The sequence below is a fragment of the Streptomyces sp. NPDC058145 genome, assembly GCF_042884245.1.
Classification (GTDB): domain Bacteria; phylum Actinomycetota; class Actinomycetes; order Streptomycetales; family Streptomycetaceae; genus Streptomyces.
Genome location: NZ_JBHVUH010000012.1, coordinates 113,813 through 134,451 on the forward strand (window position 1 = coordinate 113,813; position 20,639 = coordinate 134,451).

19 protein-coding genes and 2 pseudogenes are annotated in these 20,639 nt (G+C 73.4%); 9 read left to right on the top strand and 12 right to left on the bottom strand.

Going from position 1 to position 20,639, the window contains the following annotated elements; all coding sequences use genetic code 11:
• Positions 1-40: 40 nt before the first annotated feature.
• Together ACFVVO_RS26615 and ACFVVO_RS26620 are read left to right on the top strand one after the other, a co-directional pair.
• Positions 41-498 (top strand): annotated as a pseudogene (locus ACFVVO_RS26615) (xyloglucanase); the annotation flags it as partial.
• A gap of 137 nt (positions 499-635) precedes the next feature.
• The gene (locus tag ACFVVO_RS26620) at positions 636-1,370 is read left to right on the top strand and encodes a ferritin-like domain-containing protein (protein WP_390058113.1); all 735 of its coding nucleotides are present in this window, start codon (positions 636-638) and stop codon (positions 1,368-1,370) included.
• A 22-nt stretch (positions 1,371-1,392) separates the two neighbouring features.
• Here ACFVVO_RS26620 and ACFVVO_RS26625 read toward each other — a convergent pair.
• From ACFVVO_RS26625 to ACFVVO_RS26635, 3 genes and pseudogenes are all read right to left on the bottom strand, one after another.
• Positions 1,393-1,650, bottom strand: a pseudogene (locus tag ACFVVO_RS26625) (rhamnogalacturonan lyase); the annotation flags it as partial.
• Positions 1,651-1,877: 227 nt separating this feature from the next.
• Positions 1,878-2,627 (bottom strand): class I SAM-dependent methyltransferase, encoded by a 750-nt coding sequence (locus tag ACFVVO_RS26630; RefSeq protein WP_390058114.1) that lies wholly within the window; start codon positions 2,625-2,627, stop codon positions 1,878-1,880.
• Between the two features lie 4 nt (positions 2,628-2,631).
• Complete coding sequence (locus ACFVVO_RS26635; RefSeq protein WP_390058115.1) at positions 2,632-2,937, bottom strand: 4a-hydroxytetrahydrobiopterin dehydratase; 306 nt, start codon at positions 2,935-2,937, stop codon at positions 2,632-2,634.
• 207 nt (positions 2,938-3,144) lie between these two features.
• On the opposite strand from ACFVVO_RS26635, the gene ACFVVO_RS26640 reads away from it, so the two are divergent.
• Positions 3,145-3,978, top strand: coding sequence for a helix-turn-helix domain-containing protein (locus ACFVVO_RS26640; protein WP_390058116.1), 834 nt, complete (start codon positions 3,145-3,147; stop codon positions 3,976-3,978).
• Positions 3,979-4,077: 99 nt separating this feature from the next.
• The gene (locus tag ACFVVO_RS26645) at positions 4,078-4,941 is read left to right on the top strand and encodes a helix-turn-helix domain-containing protein (protein WP_390058117.1); all 864 of its coding nucleotides are present in this window, start codon (positions 4,078-4,080) and stop codon (positions 4,939-4,941) included.
• 15 nt (positions 4,942-4,956) lie between these two features.
• Here ACFVVO_RS26645 and dnaK read toward each other — a convergent pair whose 3' ends face one another.
• The 4 genes from dnaK to ACFVVO_RS26665 all read right to left on the bottom strand — a co-directional run bounded on the left by dnaK (position 4,957) and on the right by ACFVVO_RS26665 (position 10,474).
• Positions 4,957-6,834: a molecular chaperone DnaK gene (dnaK, locus tag ACFVVO_RS26650; RefSeq protein WP_390058118.1), complete on the bottom strand. Its 1,878-nt coding sequence runs from the start codon at positions 6,832-6,834 to the stop codon at positions 4,957-4,959.
• 177 nt (positions 6,835-7,011) lie between these two features.
• Positions 7,012-7,437 carry an OsmC family peroxiredoxin gene (locus ACFVVO_RS26655; RefSeq protein ID WP_199212717.1) on the bottom strand — a complete coding sequence of 142 codons (426 nt, stop codon included), beginning with the start codon at positions 7,435-7,437 and terminating at the stop codon, positions 7,012-7,014.
• Between the two features lie 416 nt (positions 7,438-7,853).
• On the bottom strand, positions 7,854-9,908 hold the full coding sequence (locus tag ACFVVO_RS26660; RefSeq protein WP_390058119.1) for a phage holin family protein: 2,055 nt from the start codon (positions 9,906-9,908) through the stop codon (positions 7,854-7,856).
• A 134-nt stretch (positions 9,909-10,042) separates the two neighbouring features.
• On the bottom strand, positions 10,043-10,474 hold the full coding sequence (locus tag ACFVVO_RS26665) for a hypothetical protein (protein WP_390058120.1): 432 nt from the start codon (positions 10,472-10,474) through the stop codon (positions 10,043-10,045).
• 85 nt (positions 10,475-10,559) lie between these two features.
• Here ACFVVO_RS26665 and ACFVVO_RS26670 point away from each other — a divergent pair, with 85 nt between their 5' ends.
• Entirely contained in the window at positions 10,560-11,333 is a 774-nt protein-coding gene (locus ACFVVO_RS26670; RefSeq protein ID WP_390058278.1) for an MBL fold metallo-hydrolase, read from the top strand.
• Positions 11,330-11,974 (top strand): DedA family protein, encoded by a 645-nt coding sequence (locus ACFVVO_RS26675; RefSeq protein ID WP_390058121.1) that lies wholly within the window; start codon positions 11,330-11,332, stop codon positions 11,972-11,974. The genes ACFVVO_RS26670 and ACFVVO_RS26675 overlap by 4 nt, the downstream gene beginning before the upstream one ends.
• 18 nt (positions 11,975-11,992) lie before the next feature.
• On the opposite strand, the gene ACFVVO_RS26680 is transcribed toward ACFVVO_RS26675, so the two are convergent.
• From ACFVVO_RS26680 to ACFVVO_RS26690, 3 genes are all read right to left on the bottom strand, one after another.
• Entirely contained in the window at positions 11,993-13,108 is a 1,116-nt protein-coding gene (locus ACFVVO_RS26680) for an MBL fold metallo-hydrolase (RefSeq protein WP_390058122.1), read from the bottom strand.
• Positions 13,105-14,361 (bottom strand): aminotransferase class I/II-fold pyridoxal phosphate-dependent enzyme, encoded by a 1,257-nt coding sequence (locus ACFVVO_RS26685; protein WP_390058123.1) that lies wholly within the window; start codon positions 14,359-14,361, stop codon positions 13,105-13,107. Before ACFVVO_RS26685 ends, ACFVVO_RS26680 begins: the two co-directional genes overlap by 4 nt.
• 225 nt (positions 14,362-14,586) lie before the next feature.
• On the bottom strand, positions 14,587-15,327 hold the full coding sequence (locus tag ACFVVO_RS26690) for a hypothetical protein (RefSeq protein ID WP_390058124.1): 741 nt from the start codon (positions 15,325-15,327) through the stop codon (positions 14,587-14,589).
• A gap of 256 nt (positions 15,328-15,583) precedes the next feature.
• On the opposite strand from ACFVVO_RS26690, the gene ACFVVO_RS26695 reads away from it, so the two are divergent.
• The 3 genes from ACFVVO_RS26695 (at position 15,584) to ACFVVO_RS26705 (ending at position 18,476) form a co-directional block, all read left to right on the top strand.
• The gene (locus ACFVVO_RS26695; RefSeq protein ID WP_390058125.1) at positions 15,584-17,377 is read left to right on the top strand and encodes a thiamine pyrophosphate-requiring protein; all 1,794 of its coding nucleotides are present in this window, start codon (positions 15,584-15,586) and stop codon (positions 17,375-17,377) included.
• A gap of 92 nt (positions 17,378-17,469) precedes the next feature.
• Complete coding sequence (locus tag ACFVVO_RS26700) at positions 17,470-17,847, top strand: DUF2795 domain-containing protein (protein WP_390058126.1); 378 nt, start codon at positions 17,470-17,472, stop codon at positions 17,845-17,847.
• An 86-nt stretch (positions 17,848-17,933) separates the two neighbouring features.
• On the top strand, positions 17,934-18,476 hold the full coding sequence (locus tag ACFVVO_RS26705) for a type 1 glutamine amidotransferase domain-containing protein (RefSeq protein ID WP_390058127.1): 543 nt from the start codon (positions 17,934-17,936) through the stop codon (positions 18,474-18,476).
• A gap of 65 nt (positions 18,477-18,541) precedes the next feature.
• On the opposite strand, the gene ACFVVO_RS26710 is transcribed toward ACFVVO_RS26705, so the two are convergent.
• Positions 18,542-18,799, bottom strand: coding sequence for a DUF6158 family protein (locus ACFVVO_RS26710; RefSeq protein WP_390058128.1), 258 nt, complete (start codon positions 18,797-18,799; stop codon positions 18,542-18,544).
• Positions 18,800-18,985: 186 nt separating this feature from the next.
• Positions 18,986-20,605 (bottom strand): ABC-F family ATP-binding cassette domain-containing protein, encoded by a 1,620-nt coding sequence (locus tag ACFVVO_RS26715; RefSeq protein ID WP_390058129.1) that lies wholly within the window; start codon positions 20,603-20,605, stop codon positions 18,986-18,988.
• Positions 20,606-20,639 lie beyond the last annotated feature (34 nt).

A 20,639-nucleotide genomic window follows, 5' to 3' on the forward strand; every position in this document is an offset into this window, starting at 1 on the left:
TCAGGTCCTGCACCCCCTCCCCCGCGAGAGGACCCCCACCGTGCGCAGAACCCGTATCCTCACGGCCGTGCTTGTTCTGGCCGCAGGCCTGCTCGCCGGCACCCCGCCCGCACTGGCCGCCGCCACCCCGAAGACGGCGCTCGCCGCGGACACGTACACCTGGAGCAACGCCCGGATCGACGGGGGCGGTTTTGTCCCCGGGATCGTGTTCAACCGGTCCGAGAGGAACCTGGTCTACGCCCGTACCGACATCGGCGGCGCCTACCGCTGGCAGCAGTCGACGAAGACCTGGACCCCGCTGCTGGACTCGGTCGGCTGGAACGACTGGGGGCACACGGGCGTGGTCGGCCTGGCCTCGGACGCCGTGGACCCGGACAAGGTCTACGCGGCCGTCGGCACGTACACCAACGACTGGGACCCCGGGAACGGGGCCGTGCTGCGCTCCTCGGACCGGGGGCGAGCTGGCGGAAGGCGGACCTGCCGTTCAACGAAACCGGCGTCGTTCAAGCTGGGCGACCGGACCTGCACGGTGACCTGACGGGCCCGGCGCCGCACGCGGCTATGCAACGTTTCGCCGTCCCCGCGCGTCGTCCCTGTCCAGGGCACGACGGTCGTGCCCGGGGAGGGGAGACCGGGTGCATGGCAGCGAGTTCGCCAAGTGGGTACGGGACTTCGAGGACGAGCGGGAGCGCAGGGCCGCCCAGGGTGATCCCGACTGGGGGCGGGGCGCCGCGCTGCATCCCGCGGTGTGGGCCGGTGTCCAGCGCTTCCAGGTCGGGGAGGACGGCGACGGGGCCAACCTCGTGGCGAAGGCGGACCAGGCGGGCGACCCCGACTACACGCGGGCGGTCCGGCTGTTCGTCGCCGAGGAGCAGAATCACGCCAGGATGCTCGCCCGCCTGCTGGCCGCGGGCGGGATGCCACTGCTGAGCGGCCACTGGAGCGACACGGTCTTCGTACGGCTGCGGCGGCTGATGGGCCTGCGCCTCGAACTGCTGGTGCTGATGATCGCGGAGGTGGTGGCCCTGCGGTACTACCGCGCGCTGCGCGACGGCGCCGGGGACCCGCTGACCTCGGAGGTGGCGGGCCGCGTCCTCGCCGACGAGGAGCGCCATGTGCCCTTCCACTGCGCCCGGCTGCACGCCTCCTTGGCCGAGCTGCCCCGCGCCGTACGCCGCCCGGTGCTGGCCGGGTGGCGGCTGCTGCTGCTCGCGGTCTGCGCCGTCGTCGCCGCCGACCACGGCCGCGCCCTGCGCCGGCTCGGTGTCGGACGCCGGCGCTTCGTGGCCGACGTCATGTCCTCCTCCGGTCCGGTGGTCCGCGCGATCCTGGCCCCGCGGCCCGACGCCTGGTCGGGCCACGGGGCCTGACGGCCGCCGGCGCGGCGTACGGTCAGGGCGTGTAGACGCTCGGCCTCGGGGCCGTGGACATGCCGCCGCCGTTGAAGAAGCTCGGGTGCGGGGGCTGGTTGTACGCGGTGTTCTGCCAGGCCAGTGCCGTGCGGTACTGGGTGTCGTGGAGCAGGGTGGTGATCCTGGTGGTCGTGTCGTACGGGGTGGAGTAGATCCGCAGGGCCGTGTTGTCCGTGGTCGGCCAGACGACCTCCTCCCGCCAGTCGCCGAGCAGGTCGCCGGACAGGGACGGGGTCGCGCCTTGTCGTCGACGGCCATCGAACCGTAGACGATCTCGTCCCTGCCGTCGCCGTCGACGTCCGCGACGGAGAGCTGGGGGTTGCCCTGACCGTCCTAGCCCTTGCCGCTGTTGGTGGAGGAGCTGATGGGGGTGCGGGTGCTTCACGGGGGCGTACCTCCCGGGTGGGCGGACGGGTTCGCCTCTCAGTCGCCGCCGTTCGCCCGGGAGTTGCCGCCCGCTCGGAGTCAGGTGACGGCCGGCTTGCGGAAGGCGCGCAGGGAGAAGACCGGGTCCGGGCGGCGGCGGTCCTGGTCCGGCAGGCGGGCGAGCCGGGCGGCGAACTCCTCGGTGCGTGGGTCGTCCGGGGGCAGCAGGGTGAACCAGCCGCGCCTGAGGTCCGTGACGGTGGTACGCGGACTGCGGCCCTGGCCGAGGCCGGGGAAGTCGGCCCGCCCGGCCGGAACGAGTCCCTCGGCGGCGGCGTACCCGGTGACGGCGTCCGCGGCGTCCTGGGCGGGGCGGCGGGGGCGGGGAACGAGGACGGCGTCGATGTCACTGCCCACGTCGTGCGCCTCGGCCTTGTCGACGGTGGTGACGTAGACCCCGCCGGGTCTGAGGACACGCGCGCACTCGGCGACGACGGCGCGCACGTCGGCGGGGCTGGACAGCAGGTGCAGCAGCCAGACACCGGTGACCGCGTCGAAGGTGGCGTCGGCGAAGGGCAGGCGGCGGCAGTCGGCCCGCAGGATGGTGCCGGGCAGGCGGTGGGCCGCCCGGCGTGCCATGGCGGCGGCGAGGTCGGCGCCCGTCACCCGCAGCGCGGGCCGGGCGGCGGCCAGGCGCCGGGTGACGATGCCGGTGCCGCAGGCGATGTCCAGAAGCCGGCCCGGCCGGTCGGGTATCAGGCCGAGGACGGCCCCGGCCGCCGCCTCGGCACGCGGTTCGCCGCCGCGCGAGGCGTCGTAGGCGTCCGCTTCCTCGTCGTAGTCGAGCACACCGTCAGTGTGTTCGGTGGCCAGGGGCGATGTCCTCCACCCTGTGGGCGAGGGCGAAGTCCTTCTCCGTGACGACGCCGCCGGCGCTGTGCGTGTTCACGCTCAGGTGAACGGTGTTGTAGCCGAGGGTGAGGTCGGAGTGATGGTCCAGCTCGTCCTGGATCCCGGCGATGTGCACGACCAGTGCCGTCGCCGCGAAGTGCGAGCCGAGCCGGTAGGAGCGGGTGAGCCGGTCGCCGTCCAGCGACCAGCCGGGCAGCTCGGCCAGCCGGTCCTCGATCTCCTTCTGCGACAGCGGTTCCACGGCCATGGACGGTCTCCCTCCGGAGCGTGCGGGTACGCCTTCAGCCTGCCACGTCCGCTCGCCCGGGACCCGGTCCGGTGTGTCGCGCACTCCGTTCGGCCGCGCGGGCACTCCGTTCGGCTCCCTGCCGCTCCCCCGGGCGGTGCGCGGCGGACGGGGCCCGCTCGTGACGGGACGCGTCATCGGGCGCGCCGCTCGACTACGGTCGACGGCATGACCATTGTCGCGACCGGCCCCTCCGCCTCCGCCGCCATGAACGCCGACAAGGGCCAGGTCGGCAGGATGCTGCGCTCCTGGCGGGAGCGGCGCCGGGTGTCCCAGCTCGAGCTGGCGCTGCGCGCCGGCTCCTCCGCCCGGCACATCAGTTTCGTCGAGACCGGCCGGTCCCGGCCCAGCGAGGAGATGGTGCTGCGGCTGGCGGAGCACCTCCAGGTGCCGGTGCGGGAGCGCAACGCGCTGCTGCTGGCGGCCGGTTACGCCCCGCACTACCCGGAGACCCCGCTGGACGACCCGGCGCTGGACGCGCTGCGCGACGGCATGGAACGGCTCATCCAGGGCTACGAGCCCTACCCGGCGCTGGTGGTCGACGCCGGGTACACGGTGGTCGCCGCCAACCGGGGCATCGCCCTGCTGCTGGAGGGAGTCCCCGAGGAGCTGATGACGCCGGCGCCGAACGCGATGCGGCTGACCCTGCACCCCGAGGGCCTGGCGCCGCGCATCCGCAACCTGCGCGAGTGGCGCGGGCATCTGCTGGCGCAGATGGAGCGGCAGATCGCCCTGGACCGCTCGGACCAGCTACGGGCCCTGTACGAGGAGGTCGCCGGGTACCCGGTGCCCGAGGACGCGCCCGGTGACGAACCGGCCGGGCCGGTGCCGTACTTCGCGCTGCCGCTGCGCATCGAGCACGACGGACGGATCCTGTCGTTCGTGTCGTCGATCTCCACCTTCAACACGCCCATGGACGTCACGGTCGCCGAGCTCGCCATCGAGACCTTCCTGCCCGCCGACCCGGCGACCACCAAGTACCTGCACACACTGGCCGGTTGACGACCCCGCCCGGCACCCGGGTCCGCTCGACCGCGTGTACGGCAAGGGCCTCGCATGACAGACTGCGCGGGTACTTCGGCGCGTAGGGGAGGACGGGCTGTGAGTGAGCGGCGGGCGGCGCCCACCGTGGGCCAGGTGGTGCTGGGCAAGCGGTTGCAGGAACTGCGGGAGGCGGCCGGGCTCAGCCGCGAGGAGGCCGCCCGGGTGCTCCGGGTGGCGTCGGCGACCGTACGGCGGATGGAGATGGCCGAGGTCGCGCTGAAGATCCCCTACGTGCAGGTGCTGCTGGCCACCTACGGGGCGGCCGGGGAGGAGCAGGCCGCGTTCGTCCGGCTGGCCGAGGAGGCCAACCAGCCGGGCTGGTGGCAGCGGTTCCACGACGTGCTGCCGGACTGGTTCAGCCTGTACGTGAGCCTGGAGGGCGCCGCCCGGATCGTCCGCTCCTACGAGCCGCACTTCGTGCCCGGCCTGCTGCAGACCGAGGCGTACGCGCGCGCGGTGCTGGAGGCCGGGACGATCGGGCAGACCGGGCCGGAGACGATAGAACGGCATGTGTCGCTGCGCATGGCGCGGCAGCGGCTGCTGGAGCGGGAGGATCCGCCCCATCTGTGGGTGATCATGGACGAGACGGTGCTGCGGCGCCCGGTGAGCGTCGACGCCGCGGTGATGCGCGACCAGCTGGACCGGCTGCTGGAGTACGCCGACCGGGACCGGGTCACGCTCCAGCTCGCCGAGTTCGCGGCCGGCCCGCACCCGGGGACGTACGCGCCGTTCACGCTGTTCCGGTTCGCCGAACCGGAGCTGCCGGACATGGTGTTCACCGAGTACCTGACCGGCGCCCTGTACCTGGACTCCCGCCAGGAGGTCTCCACGCATCTGGAGGTCCTGGACCACATGACCGCCCGGGCCTCCTCCGCCCGGCGCACCCGGCAACTGCTGCGGGAGTATCGCGAGGCCCTGTGACTCCCGGCCGCCGGCTCAGGCCGCTCCGCCCTTCGTGTCCCGCTCGTCGTCGACGATCTCCGCGTCCACCACGCCGTCCTCCTCGGACGCGTTCCGCTCTCCGGCGGAACCGGCTGAACCGGTGGACCCGGCTGAACCGGCCGAGGCGTTCGCGTACATGGCCTGGCCCATCCGCTGGCTGACCGTGGCGAGCTTCTCGGTCCCCGCGCGCAGGGCGGCCGTCTCGGCGTTCTGACCGAGCAGGGTCTTCAGTTCGGCCGCCGCCTCCTCGACCTCGGTACGGGTCTCCGCGGGCACGCGGTCCGCGTTGTCCTGGAGGAACCGCTCGGTCTGGTAGACGAGTTGCTCGGCCTGGTTGCGGGTCTCGGCGGTCTCGCGGCGTTTGCGGTCCTCCTCGGCGTACTGCTCGGCCTCCCGCATCATGCGGTCGATGTCGTCCTTGGGCAGGGCGGAACCGCCGGTGACGGTCATCTTCTGCTCGCGGCCGGTGGCGAGGTCCTTCGCGGAGACGTGCATGATCCCGTTGGCGTCGATGTCGAAGGCGACCTCGATCTGCGGGACCCCGCGCGGCGCGGGCGGCAGTCCGGTGAGGTCGAAGACGCCCAGCTTCTTGTTGTAGGCGGCGATCTCGCGTTCGCCCTGGTAGACCTGGATGCCGACCGAGGGCTGGTTGTCGGTGGCGGTGGTGAAGATCTCCGAACGGCGGGTCGGGATCGTGGTGTTGCGCTCGATCATCTTCGTCATGATGCCGCCCTTGGTCTCGATGCCCAGGGACAGCGGGGTGACGTCCAGCAGCAGGACGTCCTTGACGTCGCCGCGCAGGACGCCCGCCTGGAGGGCGGCGCCGACCGCGACGACCTCGTCGGGGTTGACGCCCTTGTGCGGGTCCTTGCCGGTGAGTTCCTTCACCAGGCCGGTGACGGCGGGCATCCGGGTGGAGCCGCCGACCAGGATGACGTGGTCGATCGCGGACAGTTGCACGCCCGCGTCCGCGACCGCCTGGTGGAAGGGCTTCTTGCAGCGGTCCAGCAGGTCCTCGGTCAGCTCCTGGAACTGCGCGCGTGTCAGCTTCTCCTCCAGGTGCAGCGGGCCGGCGGCGGAGGCGGTGATGTAGGGCAGGTTGATCGACGTCTCCGAGGACGAGGACAGTTCGATCTTGGCCTTTTCCGCGGCCTCGCGCAGCCGCTGCACGGCCATCTTGTCGGCCCCGAGGTCGATGCCGTTCTGCCCCTTGAACCGTTTGACGAGGTACTCGACGATCCGCTGGTCCCAGTCGTCGCCGCCGAGGTGGGTGTCACCGTTTGTGGCCTTCACCTCGATGACGCCGTCGCCGATGTCCAGCAGGGACACGTCGAAGGTGCCGCCGCCGAGGTCGAAGACGAGCACGGTCTGCTCCTCGCCGCGGTCCAGGCCGTAGGCGAGGGCGGCGGCGGTCGGCTCGTTGATGATCCTGAGCACCTTCAGGCCGGCGATCTCCCCGGCCTCCTTGGTCGCCTGGCGCTGGGTGTCGTCGAAGTAGGCGGGGACGGTGACCACCGCGTCCGTGACGTCCTCGCCGAGGTACGCCTCGGCGTCCCGCTTCAGCTTCTGCAGCACCCGCGACGACAGTTCCTGCGCGCGCAGCCGGCTGCCGTCGATGGAACCCTGCTCCGGGAAGCGCCAGTGCGCGTCCCCCATGTGCCGCTTCACCGAGCGGGCGGTGCGCTCCACGTTGGTGACGGCCTGCCGCTTGGCCACCTCGCCGACCAGCACCTCGCCGTTCTTCGCGAACGCCACCACCGACGGGGTGGTGCGCGCACCCTCCGCGTTGGCGACGACGGCCGGCTCGCCGCCCTCCAGGACGGCCACCACCGAGTTCGTCGTCCCGAGATCGATCCCGACCGCACGTGTCATGGTCCGTTCCCTTCCGCCAGGTGGTTCCGCCAGGAGGTTCCGCCGGGGAGCATCCGCCAGGACGCTGCCGCCCTCCCAGCACAGAACGCGGGTACCCGCTTGTCAATGCACGGGTGCCCAGGAAACGGCGATGCCGCGCACCCGGTGGGCACGCGGCATCTGCGGGACGTACGGGCGTCAGGCCAGCTCGGCCGTCAGGGTGATGGTCGTACCGGTCAGGGCCTGGCTGACCGGGCAGTTCTTCTTGGCGTCCTCGGCCGCCGAGCGGAAGCCGTCCTCGTCCAGGCCCGGCACCTCGCCGCGGACGGTGAGGTGGATGCCGGTGATGCCCTCGCCGGGCTGGAAGGTGACGTCGGCCTTGGTCTCCAGACGGGTGGGCGGAGTACCGGCGCCGGCCAGGCCGTGCGAGAGGGCCATGGAGAAGCAGCTGGAGTGGGCGGCGGCGATCAGCTCCTCGGGGCTGGTCCTGCCGTTCGCCTGCTCGGCGCGCGACGGCCACGACACCGGCTGCTGGCCGATGCCGGAGGAGTCGAAGGTGACGACGCCGTTGCCCTCGAGCAGGTTGCCTTCCCAGACGGTGTGTGCGGTGCGCGTGGTTGCCACGGCTCTTCCTTTCCATGGGGGTCCGGGTTGTTCGGGTACCGCGTCCCATCCGATCACACTCGGGGGCACCGCACCCCGCGGACCGGGCCGCCCGCCGCTCAGGGCCTGTCCGGCGGATCGGGCCGGCTACCGGCAACGGTGTTCTCTCAGTTCGGGTCAGCGGGGCGTGGTGCGTCCAGCTGCGAGGCGGAGTGCGGGAGGTCGTGCCACGCCCCGCGATTCCGGATCCGCCGGACAGGCCCGAGAGCCTGTCGTGAAATTCCCGTCTGCCCCGCGACGCCTGGCACGTGCTCTCGCCGCACCGGGCGAAAGCCCGAGTACGTCCAGTACGAGGACTTCCGCCTGGCACGCCGAGAGCACGTGCCAGGCGCCGCAAGGCCGCCCTTCGGGCGACGACGGGAATTTGACGACCGGCCCTAGGCGGCCCGCTCCTCCTCGGCCCGCGTGGTGAGCGGCACCTGCGGGCCGTCCACCTCCAGCAGCCAGCGCCGCAGTACGCGGTGCACGTGCTCGGCGCCGGCCGGTTCCTCGCCGTCGGCGGCCGGCGCGGACAGGGTGAGCGGGGAGAGCAGGAAGGGCCGGGCCTGGGCACCGCCCAGGCCGCCGTGGGAGCCGATCTGCTCCTCGAAGGCGAGGACTTCGCCGTCGGCGGGGTCGTGGAAGGAGTTGACCATGATGTCGGCGGTGTGCGGGAAGGAGTGGGTGCGGCGCACGGCGTCCGCGGCACCGGGGCCGAAGACGGCCAGCGGGCCGGGCTCCGCGTCCAGGCGGGCCAGCGGGATCTCGGTGCCGTACGGGCCGAGCACCAGGCCGTCGTGCTCCTCGCTGCGCACCAGCAGGAAGCCGATGCCGGGGTGGTTGGCGAGGGTGGTGAGCAGGCCCGGGTGGCGGGCGTCGATCTCCTCCCGGGTCATGCGGTGGGGCACGTCCGGGAAGGACACCAGGCCCAGGTTTCCGGAGGCCAGTACGACGGGCTCGGTGCCCCGGGCGGGACGGTGCCCGTCGCCGTCGACCTCCTCGGGCCTGCCCAGGGCGGCCCGGACCGCGGCGCGGGCCTCGGCGCCGCTGCGGGTCCGCTCGGCGCGGCGCGGCACGGGCAGTCCGCAGCCGGCCCGGACCAGGTCGCCGAGGGTGAGGCCGTAGCGGGAGCGGAAGGTCTCGCCCGGGCTCTGGCCGTGGTCGGACAGGACGACGACGCGGTAGGGGCGCGGCGCGTGCTCGGCAGCCTTCTCGATGAGGGCGAGGGACCGGTCGAGCCGCTGCAGCACCTGCTCGGCATCCCGGCCGCGTGGCCCGGAGTGGTGGGCGACCTCGTCGTAGGCGACGAGGTCGGCGTAGACGGCGGTGCGGCCGGCGAGCATGTCGCCGAGCACGGCGGCGACCACGACATCGCGCTCGACGACGGTGGCGAAGGCGCGCACGAAGGGGTAGAGGCCGCCGCGGCCGACCCGGGGCCGCTGCTTGCGGACGCGGGCCCGGGTGGACTGGACGATCTCGCGGACCACCTCGGCGACGAAGGACAGGGCCGTGCGCACGGCGTTGGCGGGGTCGGAGAAGTAGGCGAAGTAGCCGGCGCGGGAACGGTTCTCCCGGCCCCGGCGGCGGATGGCGATGGACAGGACGAGGGCCTGTTCGCCCGCGCCGCCGCTGAACAGGTTGCCGCGGCTGGCGCCGTCCACGGCGAGCAGTCCCCCGTCGCCCGTCCGCTGCACGGCACGGCGCTGGAGTTCGGCGGCGCCGGTCGGTCGGTTGCACACCATCACCTCGCCGCGGTCCTTCTCGTACCAGCGGAACGCGGGCACGTCGAAGGTGCTGCCGTGCAGGATGCCGAGCTGGCTGGCGCCGGTCTGGCTGGACCAGTCGGTGCGCCAGGGGGTGAGCCGGTGGGTGGGCCGCATGCCGTCGGCGGTCGCCAGCCAGCGGCCGACGGTCGGCATCAGGCCCCTGCGGACGGCGTCGGTGAGCACGTCGTGGCCGACACCGTCGAGCTGGACGCAGACCAGGCCGAAGGTGTCCGCACAGGGCGGTCCGGCTCTTCGGCGGCGGTCGGCGAGGCGCAGCAGGCGGCGGCGGTAGGCGTCGTCGTCGCGTACGGCGAGGGCGGCGCCGGTGGCCGAGGCGACGGCGGACATCACGGCGGCCACCACGACGGCGGTCTCCGGGGCGGCCTCGGGGCGGCCGGAGGGGTTGAGGCGCAGGGCGAGCAGCAGCAGCGAACCGTTGAGGAAGAAGACCAGCAGGCCGAGGACGAGGGCGGGCACGAGCAGCAGCAGCCGTACCAGGAGCGGCCACACCACGGCCGAGAGCAGACCGAAGGCGCCGGCGCCGCAGGCGGCGGTGATGGCTATGTGGGTGGCGCTGTCGCCGTCGGCGGACTGGAGCCTGAAGTCGGGCAGCAGACCCGCGAGCACGAGCATGGTGAGCGTGGAGACCGCCCACACCGTGGCGCTCCGTCCGATCTGACTGGCCACCCGCCGCCACCGCACGTCCCGCGCACCTCACGTCCCGCCCCGCTCGACCGACCGGGCCCCGGCTCCCACCTTGTCACACCGGGCCGGACGCGTCCGGGCGGGGCGCCGCGCCGTGGACGACGGTGCCGGTGCCGTCAGCGTCCGTCGTAGCCGGCCGTCGGCATCGACAGCCTGCGGTGCACCCGTGCCTTCATCTGCGCGTCGTAGGAAGGCTCGGCCCGCCCCACGGTCTCCACGCGCACCCCGCGCCGCGCGCACTCGGCGGTGAACTCCTCCACGGAGGAGAGGGCGCGCTCCAGCACCCGCCGGCTGGGTGCGACGAACACGTCCACCCCGGGCCGCACACCGTCCCACAGCGCGCAATGGTCGAAACGCAGCCCGCCGACGAGGAGTTCCCGCGTGACGACGTAACCGCGTTCCGCCGCCCAGCGGGCGCACATGGCGTGCTGGCTGCGGGAGTCCACCAGGAAGGGTTCGGCCTCCAGTTCCTCCAGAGGCGTCAGGCTCGCGATGGCGGTGACCCGCACCGGCGCGAGCCCGCCGGAGGCACCCCGTAGTTGTCCCATGGCGTCCCCCTCACCTCCGGGTTTCGCCAGCGACCCTACTCCTGCCCGTAGGCTTCGGGGGAGTCGCGTGAAGGAGGCGAAGGAGGTGCCGGTGGAGATCACCTGGTGGGGGCACGCCACCTGCACCATCGAGGACGCGAACATACGCGTGATCACCGATCCCCTGTTCGCCGCCCGGCTCGCGCATCTGCGCCGCCGCCGGGGCGCGGTGCCCCCCGCCGAGGCCCACCGCGCGGACGTGGCACTGGTGTCCCATCTGCACGCCGACCATCTGCATCCGCCCTCGCTGGCCGCACTCCCCCCGGGCACGCGCCTGCTCGTGCCCCGGGGCGCACCACGGGCGGTACCCGGACTGCGCCGGCTACCCGGGCTGCGGATCACCGAGGTGGCGCCGGGGGACGAGGTACGGGTCGGGGACCTGCTGGTCCGGGTGGTGCCCGCGCGGCACGACGGGCGCCGGCTGCCGGTCGGCCCGCACCGCTCGCCGGCGCTCGGATACGTCGTCACGGGCGAGGCGCGGACCTACTTCGCCGGGGACACCGGGCTGTTCGACGACATGGCGGAGCAGGTGGGGCCGGTGGACCTGGCGCTGCTGCCGGTGGGCGGCTGGGGACCGTTCCTTGGGACGGGGCACCTGGACGCGGGGCGGGCGGCGCGGGCGCTGGCCCGACTGGCGCCGCGTGCCGCGGTGCCGGTGCACTACGGGACGTACTGGCCGATCGGCATGGACGCCGTGCGCCCGCACGAATTCCACGCGCCGGGTGACGAGTTCGTGCGCCTGGCGGCCGTGACCGCGCCGGAGGTGGCGGTGCACAAGCTGGGGCACGGTGAGCGGGTGCGGCTGGAGGTCGCACGATGAGATGGCTGCCGGGCGCGGTGACGCTGGCCGCCGCGTCGGCACGGTCCGTGCCGCCGGAGTCCACGCAGCAGGCGCTCGGCTATCCGTCGCTGTTCCTGCTCGTGCTGATCGGGGCACTGGTCCCGGTGGTGCCGACCGGTGCCCTGGTGAGCACGGCGGCGGTGGTGGCGTTCCATCAGACGGCGCCGTTCTCCCTGTTGCTGGTGTTCGTCACGGCCTCCCTCGCGGCCTTCCTGGGGGACGCGTCGCTGTACTGGCTGGGGCGGCGCGGGCTGCGGTCGAGGAACGGCTCGCGCTGGCTGGAGGCGATCCGGTCGCGGGCGCCGGAGGAACGCCTCGAGCAGGCGCAGGGGAAGCTCGCCGAGCACGGGGTCGCCGTGCTGGTGCTGTCCCGGCTCGTCCCCGCGGGGCGGATACCGGTGATGCTGGCCTGTCTGCTGGCCGAGTGGCCGCTGCGGCGGTTCTCCCGGGGCAACCTGCCGGCCTGCCTGGCGTGGGCGCTGACGTACCAGGTGATCGGGATCCTGGGGGGCTCCCTGTTCCCGGAGCCCTGGGAAGGGGTGGCCGCCGCGGTGGCGCTGACCGTGCTGGTCAGCGCCATGCCGAGTGCCGTGCGGCGTCTTCGGGGGATCGAGCGATAGCTTCGGGGAGGATCCGGTTCACTCGAGCACGCGCGAGCCTCCCACCGGGAGGTCCCACAGGTCCTCGCGCTCCAGGCCCGCCTTCTCCCAGGCCGTCCGCACCCGGGTCAGCGGCTCCAGGACCGGCTCGGCCGACAGTACGAAGGTGCCCCAGTGCATCGGGGCCATTCTGCGCGCCCCCAGGTCCAGGGTGGCCCGTACCGCCTCCTCCGGGTCGCAGTGGACGTCACTGAGCCACCAGCGGGGGCTGTAGGCGCCGACGGGCATGAGGGCGAGGTCGATCCCCGGGTAGCGGCGGCCTATGCGGGAGAACCAGTGGCCGTAGCCGGTGTCGCCGGCGAAGTAGAGGCGCTGTCCGTCGGGGTCGGTGAGGACCCAGCCGCCCCAGAGGCTGTGGCAGGTGTCGGTGAGAGTGCGCTTGGACCAGTGGTGGGCGGGCACGAAGTCGAAGCGGACGCCGGACAGTTCGGCGCCCTCCCACCAGTCCAGCTCGGTGACGCGGGTGAACCGGCGCCGCAGGAACCAGCGGCCGAGACCGGCGGGCGCGAACACCGGGGTGTCGCGCGGGAGCCGGCTGAGGGTGGGCGCGTCCAGGTGGTCGTAGTGGTTGTGGCTGATGACGACCGCGTCGACGCGCCGCAGGCTCTCCCAGGGGACGCCGACGGGGGTGATGCGGGCCGGGGTGCCGAGGATGCGGCGCGACCAGACGGGGTCGGTGAGGACGGTCAGCCCGCCGGCCCGGACGATCCAGCTCGCGTGTCCCGCCCAGGTGACGGCGAGGGTGCCGGTGCCCACGCTCGGCAGCGGGCCGGGGGCGTACGGGACCCGCGGGATGTCGGCGAGGCCGTCCGGGCCGGGGCGTACGGCGCCCTCGCGGGCGAAGCGGGCGAGGGCCTTGAGGCCGGGCAGGGGCGCGGTGAGCCGGTCGTGGAAGGTGCGCGGCCACACCCGGTGCTCGCCCAGCGGGCGGGGCTCGGCCAGCGGCGGGAAGGGGGGCGCGGGCGCGGCCCGGGGCCCGCGGGCGCCGGCCGCGCCGCCCCCCGGGTCCGCCGAGGTCGTCGTGGTCGTGGAGGTAGTGGAGGTCGTCATGGACGTCGTGGCGGTGGACCCGGGCTCATGCGTCTGCTGCGTCATCGAGGAGGCTCCCGTCGCTGAGCGTCGTCGCGGAGGCCGTCGAAGGCCGACCTCAAGGAGGTCAACGCGCGGTGCACGTGTGGCAGTTCCAACGGTGAGGGTGACGTGAGGGATTCGTTGCGTTCCTCGTCCGTGCCGCCCAGCAGGGGCCCCGTGGCGAGCCGTACCCGCAGCTCCCCGAGGCCGTCGCCGAAGCGGTGGCCGCCCGGCGCGGGCATGCCGAGCCGCGCGGTGAGGAAGTCCTCGAGTTCCTGCGCGTCCGACACGCCTTGGCCGGCGAGCGCCCCGCCCAGCGGCGCGAGGTCGGCGTACAGGTGGCGGCCGGCCTGCGGCGGCCGGGCGAGCGCGCCGGCCGCGACGACCGCGGAGTGCGCAGCGGCGGCCACGCGCGCGTGCAGGCGTACGGCGGCCTCACGGCGCTCGGCGACGGGTGCGGGCTCGTCGAGGGCGTATCCGGCCACGGCGGCGACGGGCGCGGCGACCCGGGCGTCGAGGGCGGTGAGGATGTCGAGCACGCGCGCGTGGAGCCGCTCCCCGGCCGCTCCGGAGGGCACGCGCGCGACGGCGGCGGGCCAGCCGGGCGGCAGCAGGGCGCCGGCCAGGTCGGTGACGACGGTGACCCGGTCGGGCAGCATCTCGGCGGGGCTGAGCAGGACGGTGCCGTGCGGGTCGTGCAGGGTGTCGCGCCAGGTCTCGTCGCTGACCAGGTGCAGGCCCTCGGCGACGGCCGCCTCGACGGTCTCGTGCAGCAGTTCGGGCGGGGCGACGGTGGCGGTGGGGTCGTCGGCGACGGACAGCACCAGCAGCCTGGGGTCGCCGCCCTCGGCACGGACCCGGCGGACGGTCTCCAGCAGGGCGTACGGGTCGGGGACACCGCCGCTCTCGGCCGGGGTCGGCACATGGAACACGGGTCTGCCGAGCAGCCGGGCGTAAGGCGCCCACCAGGCGGCGCAGGGGCGGGGCACCAGCACGTCGCCGCCGTCCCCGGCGAGCGCGGCGGTAGCGGCGAGCAGCAGGGCGGGGGCGCCGGGTCCCGCGGCCACCCGGTCGGGGACGCAGGACAGTCCGCGCCGGGTCCAGTAGCCGCAGGCCGCCTCCAGCAGGGCGGGGGAACCGCCGACCGGCTGGGCCTCGGCACGGCCCGCGGCTGCGGCGAGGACGGCGGAGAGTTCCGGCAGGACGGGAAGGCCGTCGCCGGGCAGCGGGGGCCCGTAGCGGACGGGGCCGTGGCCCTCCGGGTCCGTCCGCCGCATGTCCGCCTCCGCGCTGTCGTGGTGCCGCCCGCCGTCCCGTGCTCTCCTCCGCCGGCCCTCACCACTGGCTTCCCGGCGGCTCCGGCCGCTTCGGTGGTGCGGGCTGTGCGGCTGGTGCGTCCGGTGCCCACGGATGGTGCCCTCGGATGGGCGTGTACCCGCCGGGCGGCCCGCCATGGCCGGTGATCGCGGTCGTTCCCGTCAGAGTGCCGGACCGGCCCGGCGTCAGCCGCCCGTGGTCCGTCGGCGGCCGAGGAGCCGGTAGCCCGCGCCGGCGCAGGCGGCGGCGATCAGCACACCGCCGGCGACCAGGGCCGGGACCGAATCGTCGAAGGTGCCTCCCTGTCCCGCCTCCACCCCGTGCTCCACGAGCGCGGGCGTGCAGTCGTGGTCCCCGCCGGACGCGGGGCAGCCGTCTCCGCCGCCGTCCTCGCAGGAATCGCCCTCCTCACATCCCTGTCCCTGACCCTGTCCCTGACCTTGGTTCTGGTTCTGGTTCTGGTTCTGGCCCTGGCCCTGGTCCGGGCTCTGGCTCTGCCCTTGGCTCTGGCCTTGCCCCTGCTCCTGATCCTGGCCCTCCCCCTGGTCCTGTCCCTGCCCCAGCTCCTGTCCCTCGACCTGCCCCTGTTGCTCGTCCCCCTGCCCCTCCTCCTCACCCGGTTCCTGCGTCTGCCCCAACCCCTGCTGCGGCGCCGAGGTTTCCCGCGCCTCCCCCGAAGCGCACACCCCTCCGGGAACGGAACTCGCACCGATGCCGCCGTCGCAGGGCACGGGCACCGTCACCGGACCGGGCACCGTCACCGGACCGGGCACCGTCACCGGACCGGGCACGGTAACCGGGGCCTCGGGCCGGACGGTGCCGGGGCTCTCCCCGGCACCGGGGTCAGCGGACGCGGCGGGCCCCGGTATGACGAGCGCGGCGCCGGCCAGGACGGCGACGGACAGGGCGCGGGCGGTGCGGCGCATGGGGCGGGCTCCTCGGCGAGACGGCGGTCGGCGGACGGCGGGACACGGCTGGTGCCCTCGACTGCCATCAGAGCCCGCCCGGCGCCGTACCGCGCGCGGCCGGACCCCATTCGCGGGACGCGAGCGGCCGGGCGGGTGACAACCGCCCGGCCGCCCCCCCCGTCCCGCGCCCCGGCAGGTTTTCGGCACCCGCTGCAGGTCACTCGGCAGGTACTGACCGGATGTCCGCCAGCAACCGCACCGGGAGGGCCCCTCCATGAGCAGCAAGGTCTCGGACCACGTCCTCGAGCGGCTGCGCGCCTGGGGCGTGGAACAGGTTTTCGGCTATCCCGGAGACGGCATCAACGGGCTGCTCGCCGCCTGGGGCCGGGCGGAGGACCAGCCGCGCTTCATCCAGTCCCGACACGAGGAGATGTCCGCCTTCGAGGCGGTGGGTTACGCGAAGTTCAGCGGCCGGATCGGGGTGTGCGCGGCCACCTCGGGGCCCGGCGCGATCCACCTGCTGAACGGCCTGTACGACGCCAAGCTGGACCACGTCCCGGTGCTGGCGATCGTCGGCCAGACCGACCGGACCGCGATCGGCGGCTCCTACCAGCAGGAAGTCGATCTGCACACGCTGTACAAGGACGTCGCCTCGGAGTTCGTCGAGACGGTGATGGTGCCCGAGCAGCTGCCGAACGTACTGGACCGGGCGATCCGCACCGCCTACGCGCGGCGCTGCCCCACCGCGATCATCATCCCGGGCGACGTGCAGGAGCTGGACTACTCGCCGCCGACGCACGAGTTCAAGATGGTGCCGTCCAGCCTGGGGATGAGCGACTACACCGCGACCCCGACGGACGAGGCGCTGCGCCGGGCGGCGGACATCCTGAACGCCGGTGACAAGCCCGCGATCCTGATCGGGCAGGGCGCCGCCGGCGCGGTCGCGGAGGTGCGGGAGATCGCCGAACTGCTCGGCGCGGGCGTGGCCAAGGCGCTGCTCGGCAAGGACGTCCTCAGCGACGAGCTGCCGTACGTCACCGGGCCGATCGGGCTGCTGGGCAGCAGGCCGTCGTACGAGCTGATGCGGGACTGCGACACGCTGCTGACCATCGGTTCCTCGTTCCCGTACACGCAGTTCATGCCGGAGTTCGGCAAGGCGCGCGGGGTGCAGATCGACATCGACCCGCACATGGTCGGCATGCGCTACCCCTACGAGGTGAACCTGGTCGGCGACGCCGGGGCCACGCTGCGGCGGCTGATACCGCTGCTGGACACCGACCGGGGCGGGCGCGAGTGGCGCGACACCGTGTGCGCCAACGTGAAGCGCTGGCACGACACGATGGAGCGGCGGGCCGGTCTGCCGGCCGACCCGATCAACCCCGAGTACGTGGCACGGGCGCTCGACCCGCTGCTGCCGGACGACGTGATCCTCACGTCGGACTCCGGTTCGGTCGCGAACTGGTACGCACGGCACATCACGATGCGGCCGGGCATGCGCGGCTCGCTGTCCGGGACGCTCGCGACGATGGGCCCGGGCGTGCCGTACGCGATCGGTGCGAAGTTCGCGCACCCGGACCGGCCGGTGGTCGCGCTGGTCGGGGACGGCGCGATGCAGATGAACGGGCTGGCGGAGATGATCACCGCGGCCAAGTACCGGGACCGCTGGTCCGATCCCCGGCTGGTGGTGGGCGTGTGGAACAACCGCGATCTGAACCAGGTGACCTGGGAGATGCGCGCGATGGAGGGCTCGCCGTCGTTCCTGCCGTCGCAGGAGATCCCGGACGTGCAGTACGCGGCGTTCGCCCGCACCCTCGGCCTGACCGGGGTCCGGGTGGAGAAGCCCGAGGAGGTCGAGGCGGGCTGGCGTGCGGCCCTGGAGGCCGACGGTCCGGCCGTGATCGAGTTCGTAACCGACCCCGCCGTACCGCCCATCCCGCCGCACGCCTCCTGGGAGCAGATGGAGGCGACGGCCAAGTCGATCCTCAAGGGCGACGCCGACCGGGGATCGATGATCAAGCGGGGGCTGAAGGCAAAGGTGCAGGAGTTCCTGCCGGGCAGCAGGAAGTAGCGGGATCAGCGGTGACCGAGTGCCGGGAAGCCCGTGTCGGCCGGCGGCCGGCGGGTACGCGGTGCGAACCTTCGACCCTCTGGAGGGAGAACATGCAGCGAGGCAGTGACCGGCTGAACGTCCACCGGGACGACGAGATGAAACACGAGCTGCAGGGCCTGCTCAGGTCCGGGCACCCGACGCGCACCGAGGAGTGGCACGACCCGGAGCCCGCCGCGGACGACGACCCGGTGGTGTGGGCCGGGCCCGTGGCGCCGGGGCAGACGGGCGCGTCGCTGGAGAAGGTGCGGCTGGAGCTGGCGCGGCGCCTGGGGCGGCACGCCTTCCCGGCCAACGCGGGCGAGCTGGCCCGGGCACTGCGCCGCGGCAACGCCCCCGGGGCGCTGATCGACGCGGTGGCGGGACTGACCCGCTCGAACCGCTACGAGAACGTGCAGCAACTGGCCGAGGCGCTGGTGGGCGGCGCATGAGCCGGGCCCGGGCGGCCGCGGTGGGGAAACGGCGCGCCCGGGCCGAGAAGACCGTTCTCCGTGCTGTGGAAGGAAAGTGATAGATCATGCGCATCGCGTTTCTGGTGGCCCCCGAGGGTGTCGAGCAGGTCGAGCTGACCGAGCCTTGGCAGGCCGCCTCCGACGGCGGGCACGAACCGGTGCTGGTGTCGACCGCGTCCGGCAAGATCCAGGCGTTCAACCATCTCGACAAGGCGGACACCTTCCCCGTGGACGAGGTGGTGGGTGAGACGTCGGCCGGCGGGTTCGGCGCGCTCGTGCTGCCCGGCGGGGTCGCCAATCCCGACTTCCTGCGGATGGACGAGAAGGCCGTCGCGTTCGTGAAGGAGTTCTTCGAGCAGGGCAAGCCGGTCGCAGCGATCTGCCACGCGTCGTGGACGCTGGTCGAGGCGGACGTCGTACGGGGCCGGGTGCTGACGTCGTGGCCAAGCCTGCGGACCGACATCCGCAACGCGGGCGGCACCTGGGTGGACGAGCAGGTCAAGATCTGTGACCACGGCTCGAACACACTGGTGACCAGCCGCAAGCCGGACGACCTGAAGGCGTTCTGCGACGCGTTCCTGCGCGCGTTCGCCGGTGAGGCGGGCTGATCCCGTCCACCGCGCAGAGAGAGGGCCGGCCCGTACGGGCCGGCCCTCTCGCGTGGGCGTCCGGATCAGGTGCCGGACGTGCCCGGAGTCACCGCCTCACCGCAGCCGCGTTCACGGGCGCCCTCGCGGGTGCGGCCCGCGCTCACCAGGCGGCGCGGGTTGCGGCGCAGGTACTCGCCCTCGAGCTGCGCCATCCGCTCGTTGTGGGCCCGCAGCGCGTCGTTGGAGCCGTACAGCAGGGTGTCGTGGCGCGTGCGGTGGATCGTCTCCAGCTCCTTCATGAGCTGCTGGTCGTCCAGTCGGCTGGGCTCGACTCCGGTCATGGTGGTGCCCCGCTCGTCGTGTCGTGTCTGCGGTTCGGGTACCCGCCCGGATGATGCGCCGCACCCGGGGACTTCCGGGAGGGAAGCCATGGAGCTCGCGTTCCTGCATCCACTGTACGAACATCCCGGTCCCCGGGCCTCCGCATACGTCGGCGCCCCCACCACCCTGGGGTGTGCTCAATACATCTAGCGGGCGCGTTCCACCCGGCGCTCGTCCCAGACCGGCTCGGGGGTCTCGCGGACGCGGCCGTCGCTGCCGAAGACCAGGAACCGGTCGAAGGAGCGGGCGAACCAGCGGTCGTGGGTGACCGCGAGGACGGTGCCGTCGAAGGCCTCCAGGCCCTCCTGGAGGGCCTCGGCGGACTCCAGGTCGAGGTTGTCGGTGGGCTCGTCCAGCAGCAGGGCGGTGACACCTTCCAGTTCCAGCAGCAGGATCTGGAAGCGTGCCTGCTGGCCACCGGAGAGCCGGTCGAAGGACTGCTCGGCCTGGCCGGTCAGCTCGTAGCGGCGCAGCCGGGACATGGCCGCGCCCCGGTCCTGGGCGTGCTCCTTCCACAGGATGTCCAGCAGGGTGCGGCCCACGAGTTCGGGGTGGGCGTGGGTCTGCGCGAAGTGGCCGGGCACGACCCGCGCCCCGAGCTTCCACTCCCCCGTGTGCGCCACCTCCCGCCCGGCCAGCAGCCGCAGGAAGTGCGACTTGCCCGAGCCGTTGGAACCGAGCACGGCGACCCGTTCGCCGTAGAAGACCTCCAGGTCGAATGGTTTCATCAGGCCGGTCAGCTCAAGACCCGCGCAGGTGACGGCGCGCACCCCGGTACGGCCGCCCTTCAGGCGCATGGTGATGTCCTGCTCGCGCGGCGGCTCGGGCGGCGGCCCGGCCTCCTCGAACTTGCGCAGCCTGGTCTGCGCGGCCTGGTAGCGGGAGGCCATCTCATGGCTGACGGCGGCGGCCTGGCGAAGGTTGATCACGAGCTTCTTGAGCTGGGCGTGCTTCTCGTCCCAGCGGCGGCGCAGCTCCTCGAAGCGGGCGAAGCGCTCACGGCGTGCCTCGTGGAAGGTGGCGAAGCCGCCGCCGTGCACCCAGGCGTCGGCGCCCGCCGGGCCCGGTTCCACGGAGACGATCCGCTCCGCGGCGCGGGCGAGGAGTTCCCGGTCGTGGGAGACGAACAGCACCGTCTTGCGGGTCTCCCTCAGCTGCTCCTCCAGCCAGCGCTTGCCGGGCACGTCGAGGTAGTTGTCCGGCTCGTCGAGCAGCAGCACCTCGTCGGTGCCGCGCAGCAGCGCCTCCAGGACGAGGCGTTTCTGCTCGCCGCCGGAGAGGGTGCTCACCTGCCGCCACTGGGCCCGCTCGTACGGCATGCCGAGGGCCGCGGTGGTGCACATGTCCCACAGGGTCTCGGCCTCGTAGCCGCGTACCTCGGCCCAGTCGGAGAGGGCCTGCGCGTAGCCGAGCTGGGCGGCCTCGTCGTCGACGGTCATGAGGGCGTGCTCGGCCCGGTCCACGGCCCGTGCCGCCTCGCGGATACGGGGCGGGGCGACGGACACGAGCAGGTCGCGCACGGTCGTCTCGTCCCGTACGGAGCCGACGAACTGGCGCATCACGCCGAGGCCGCCGCTGACGGTCACCGTGCCGCCGTGCGGTTTCAGCTCGCCGGAGATCAGCCGGAGCAGGGTCGTCTTGCCGGCGCCGTTGGGGCCGACCAGGGCGACGGCCGCGCCCTCGCCGACCCGGAAGGAGACATCGCCGAGCAGCGTCCTCCCGTCGGGGAGGTGGTACTCGAGGTGCGCGGCTTCCAGATGTCCCATGAGGAGGCATTCTGTGGGCCGCCCCCGGGCGGGG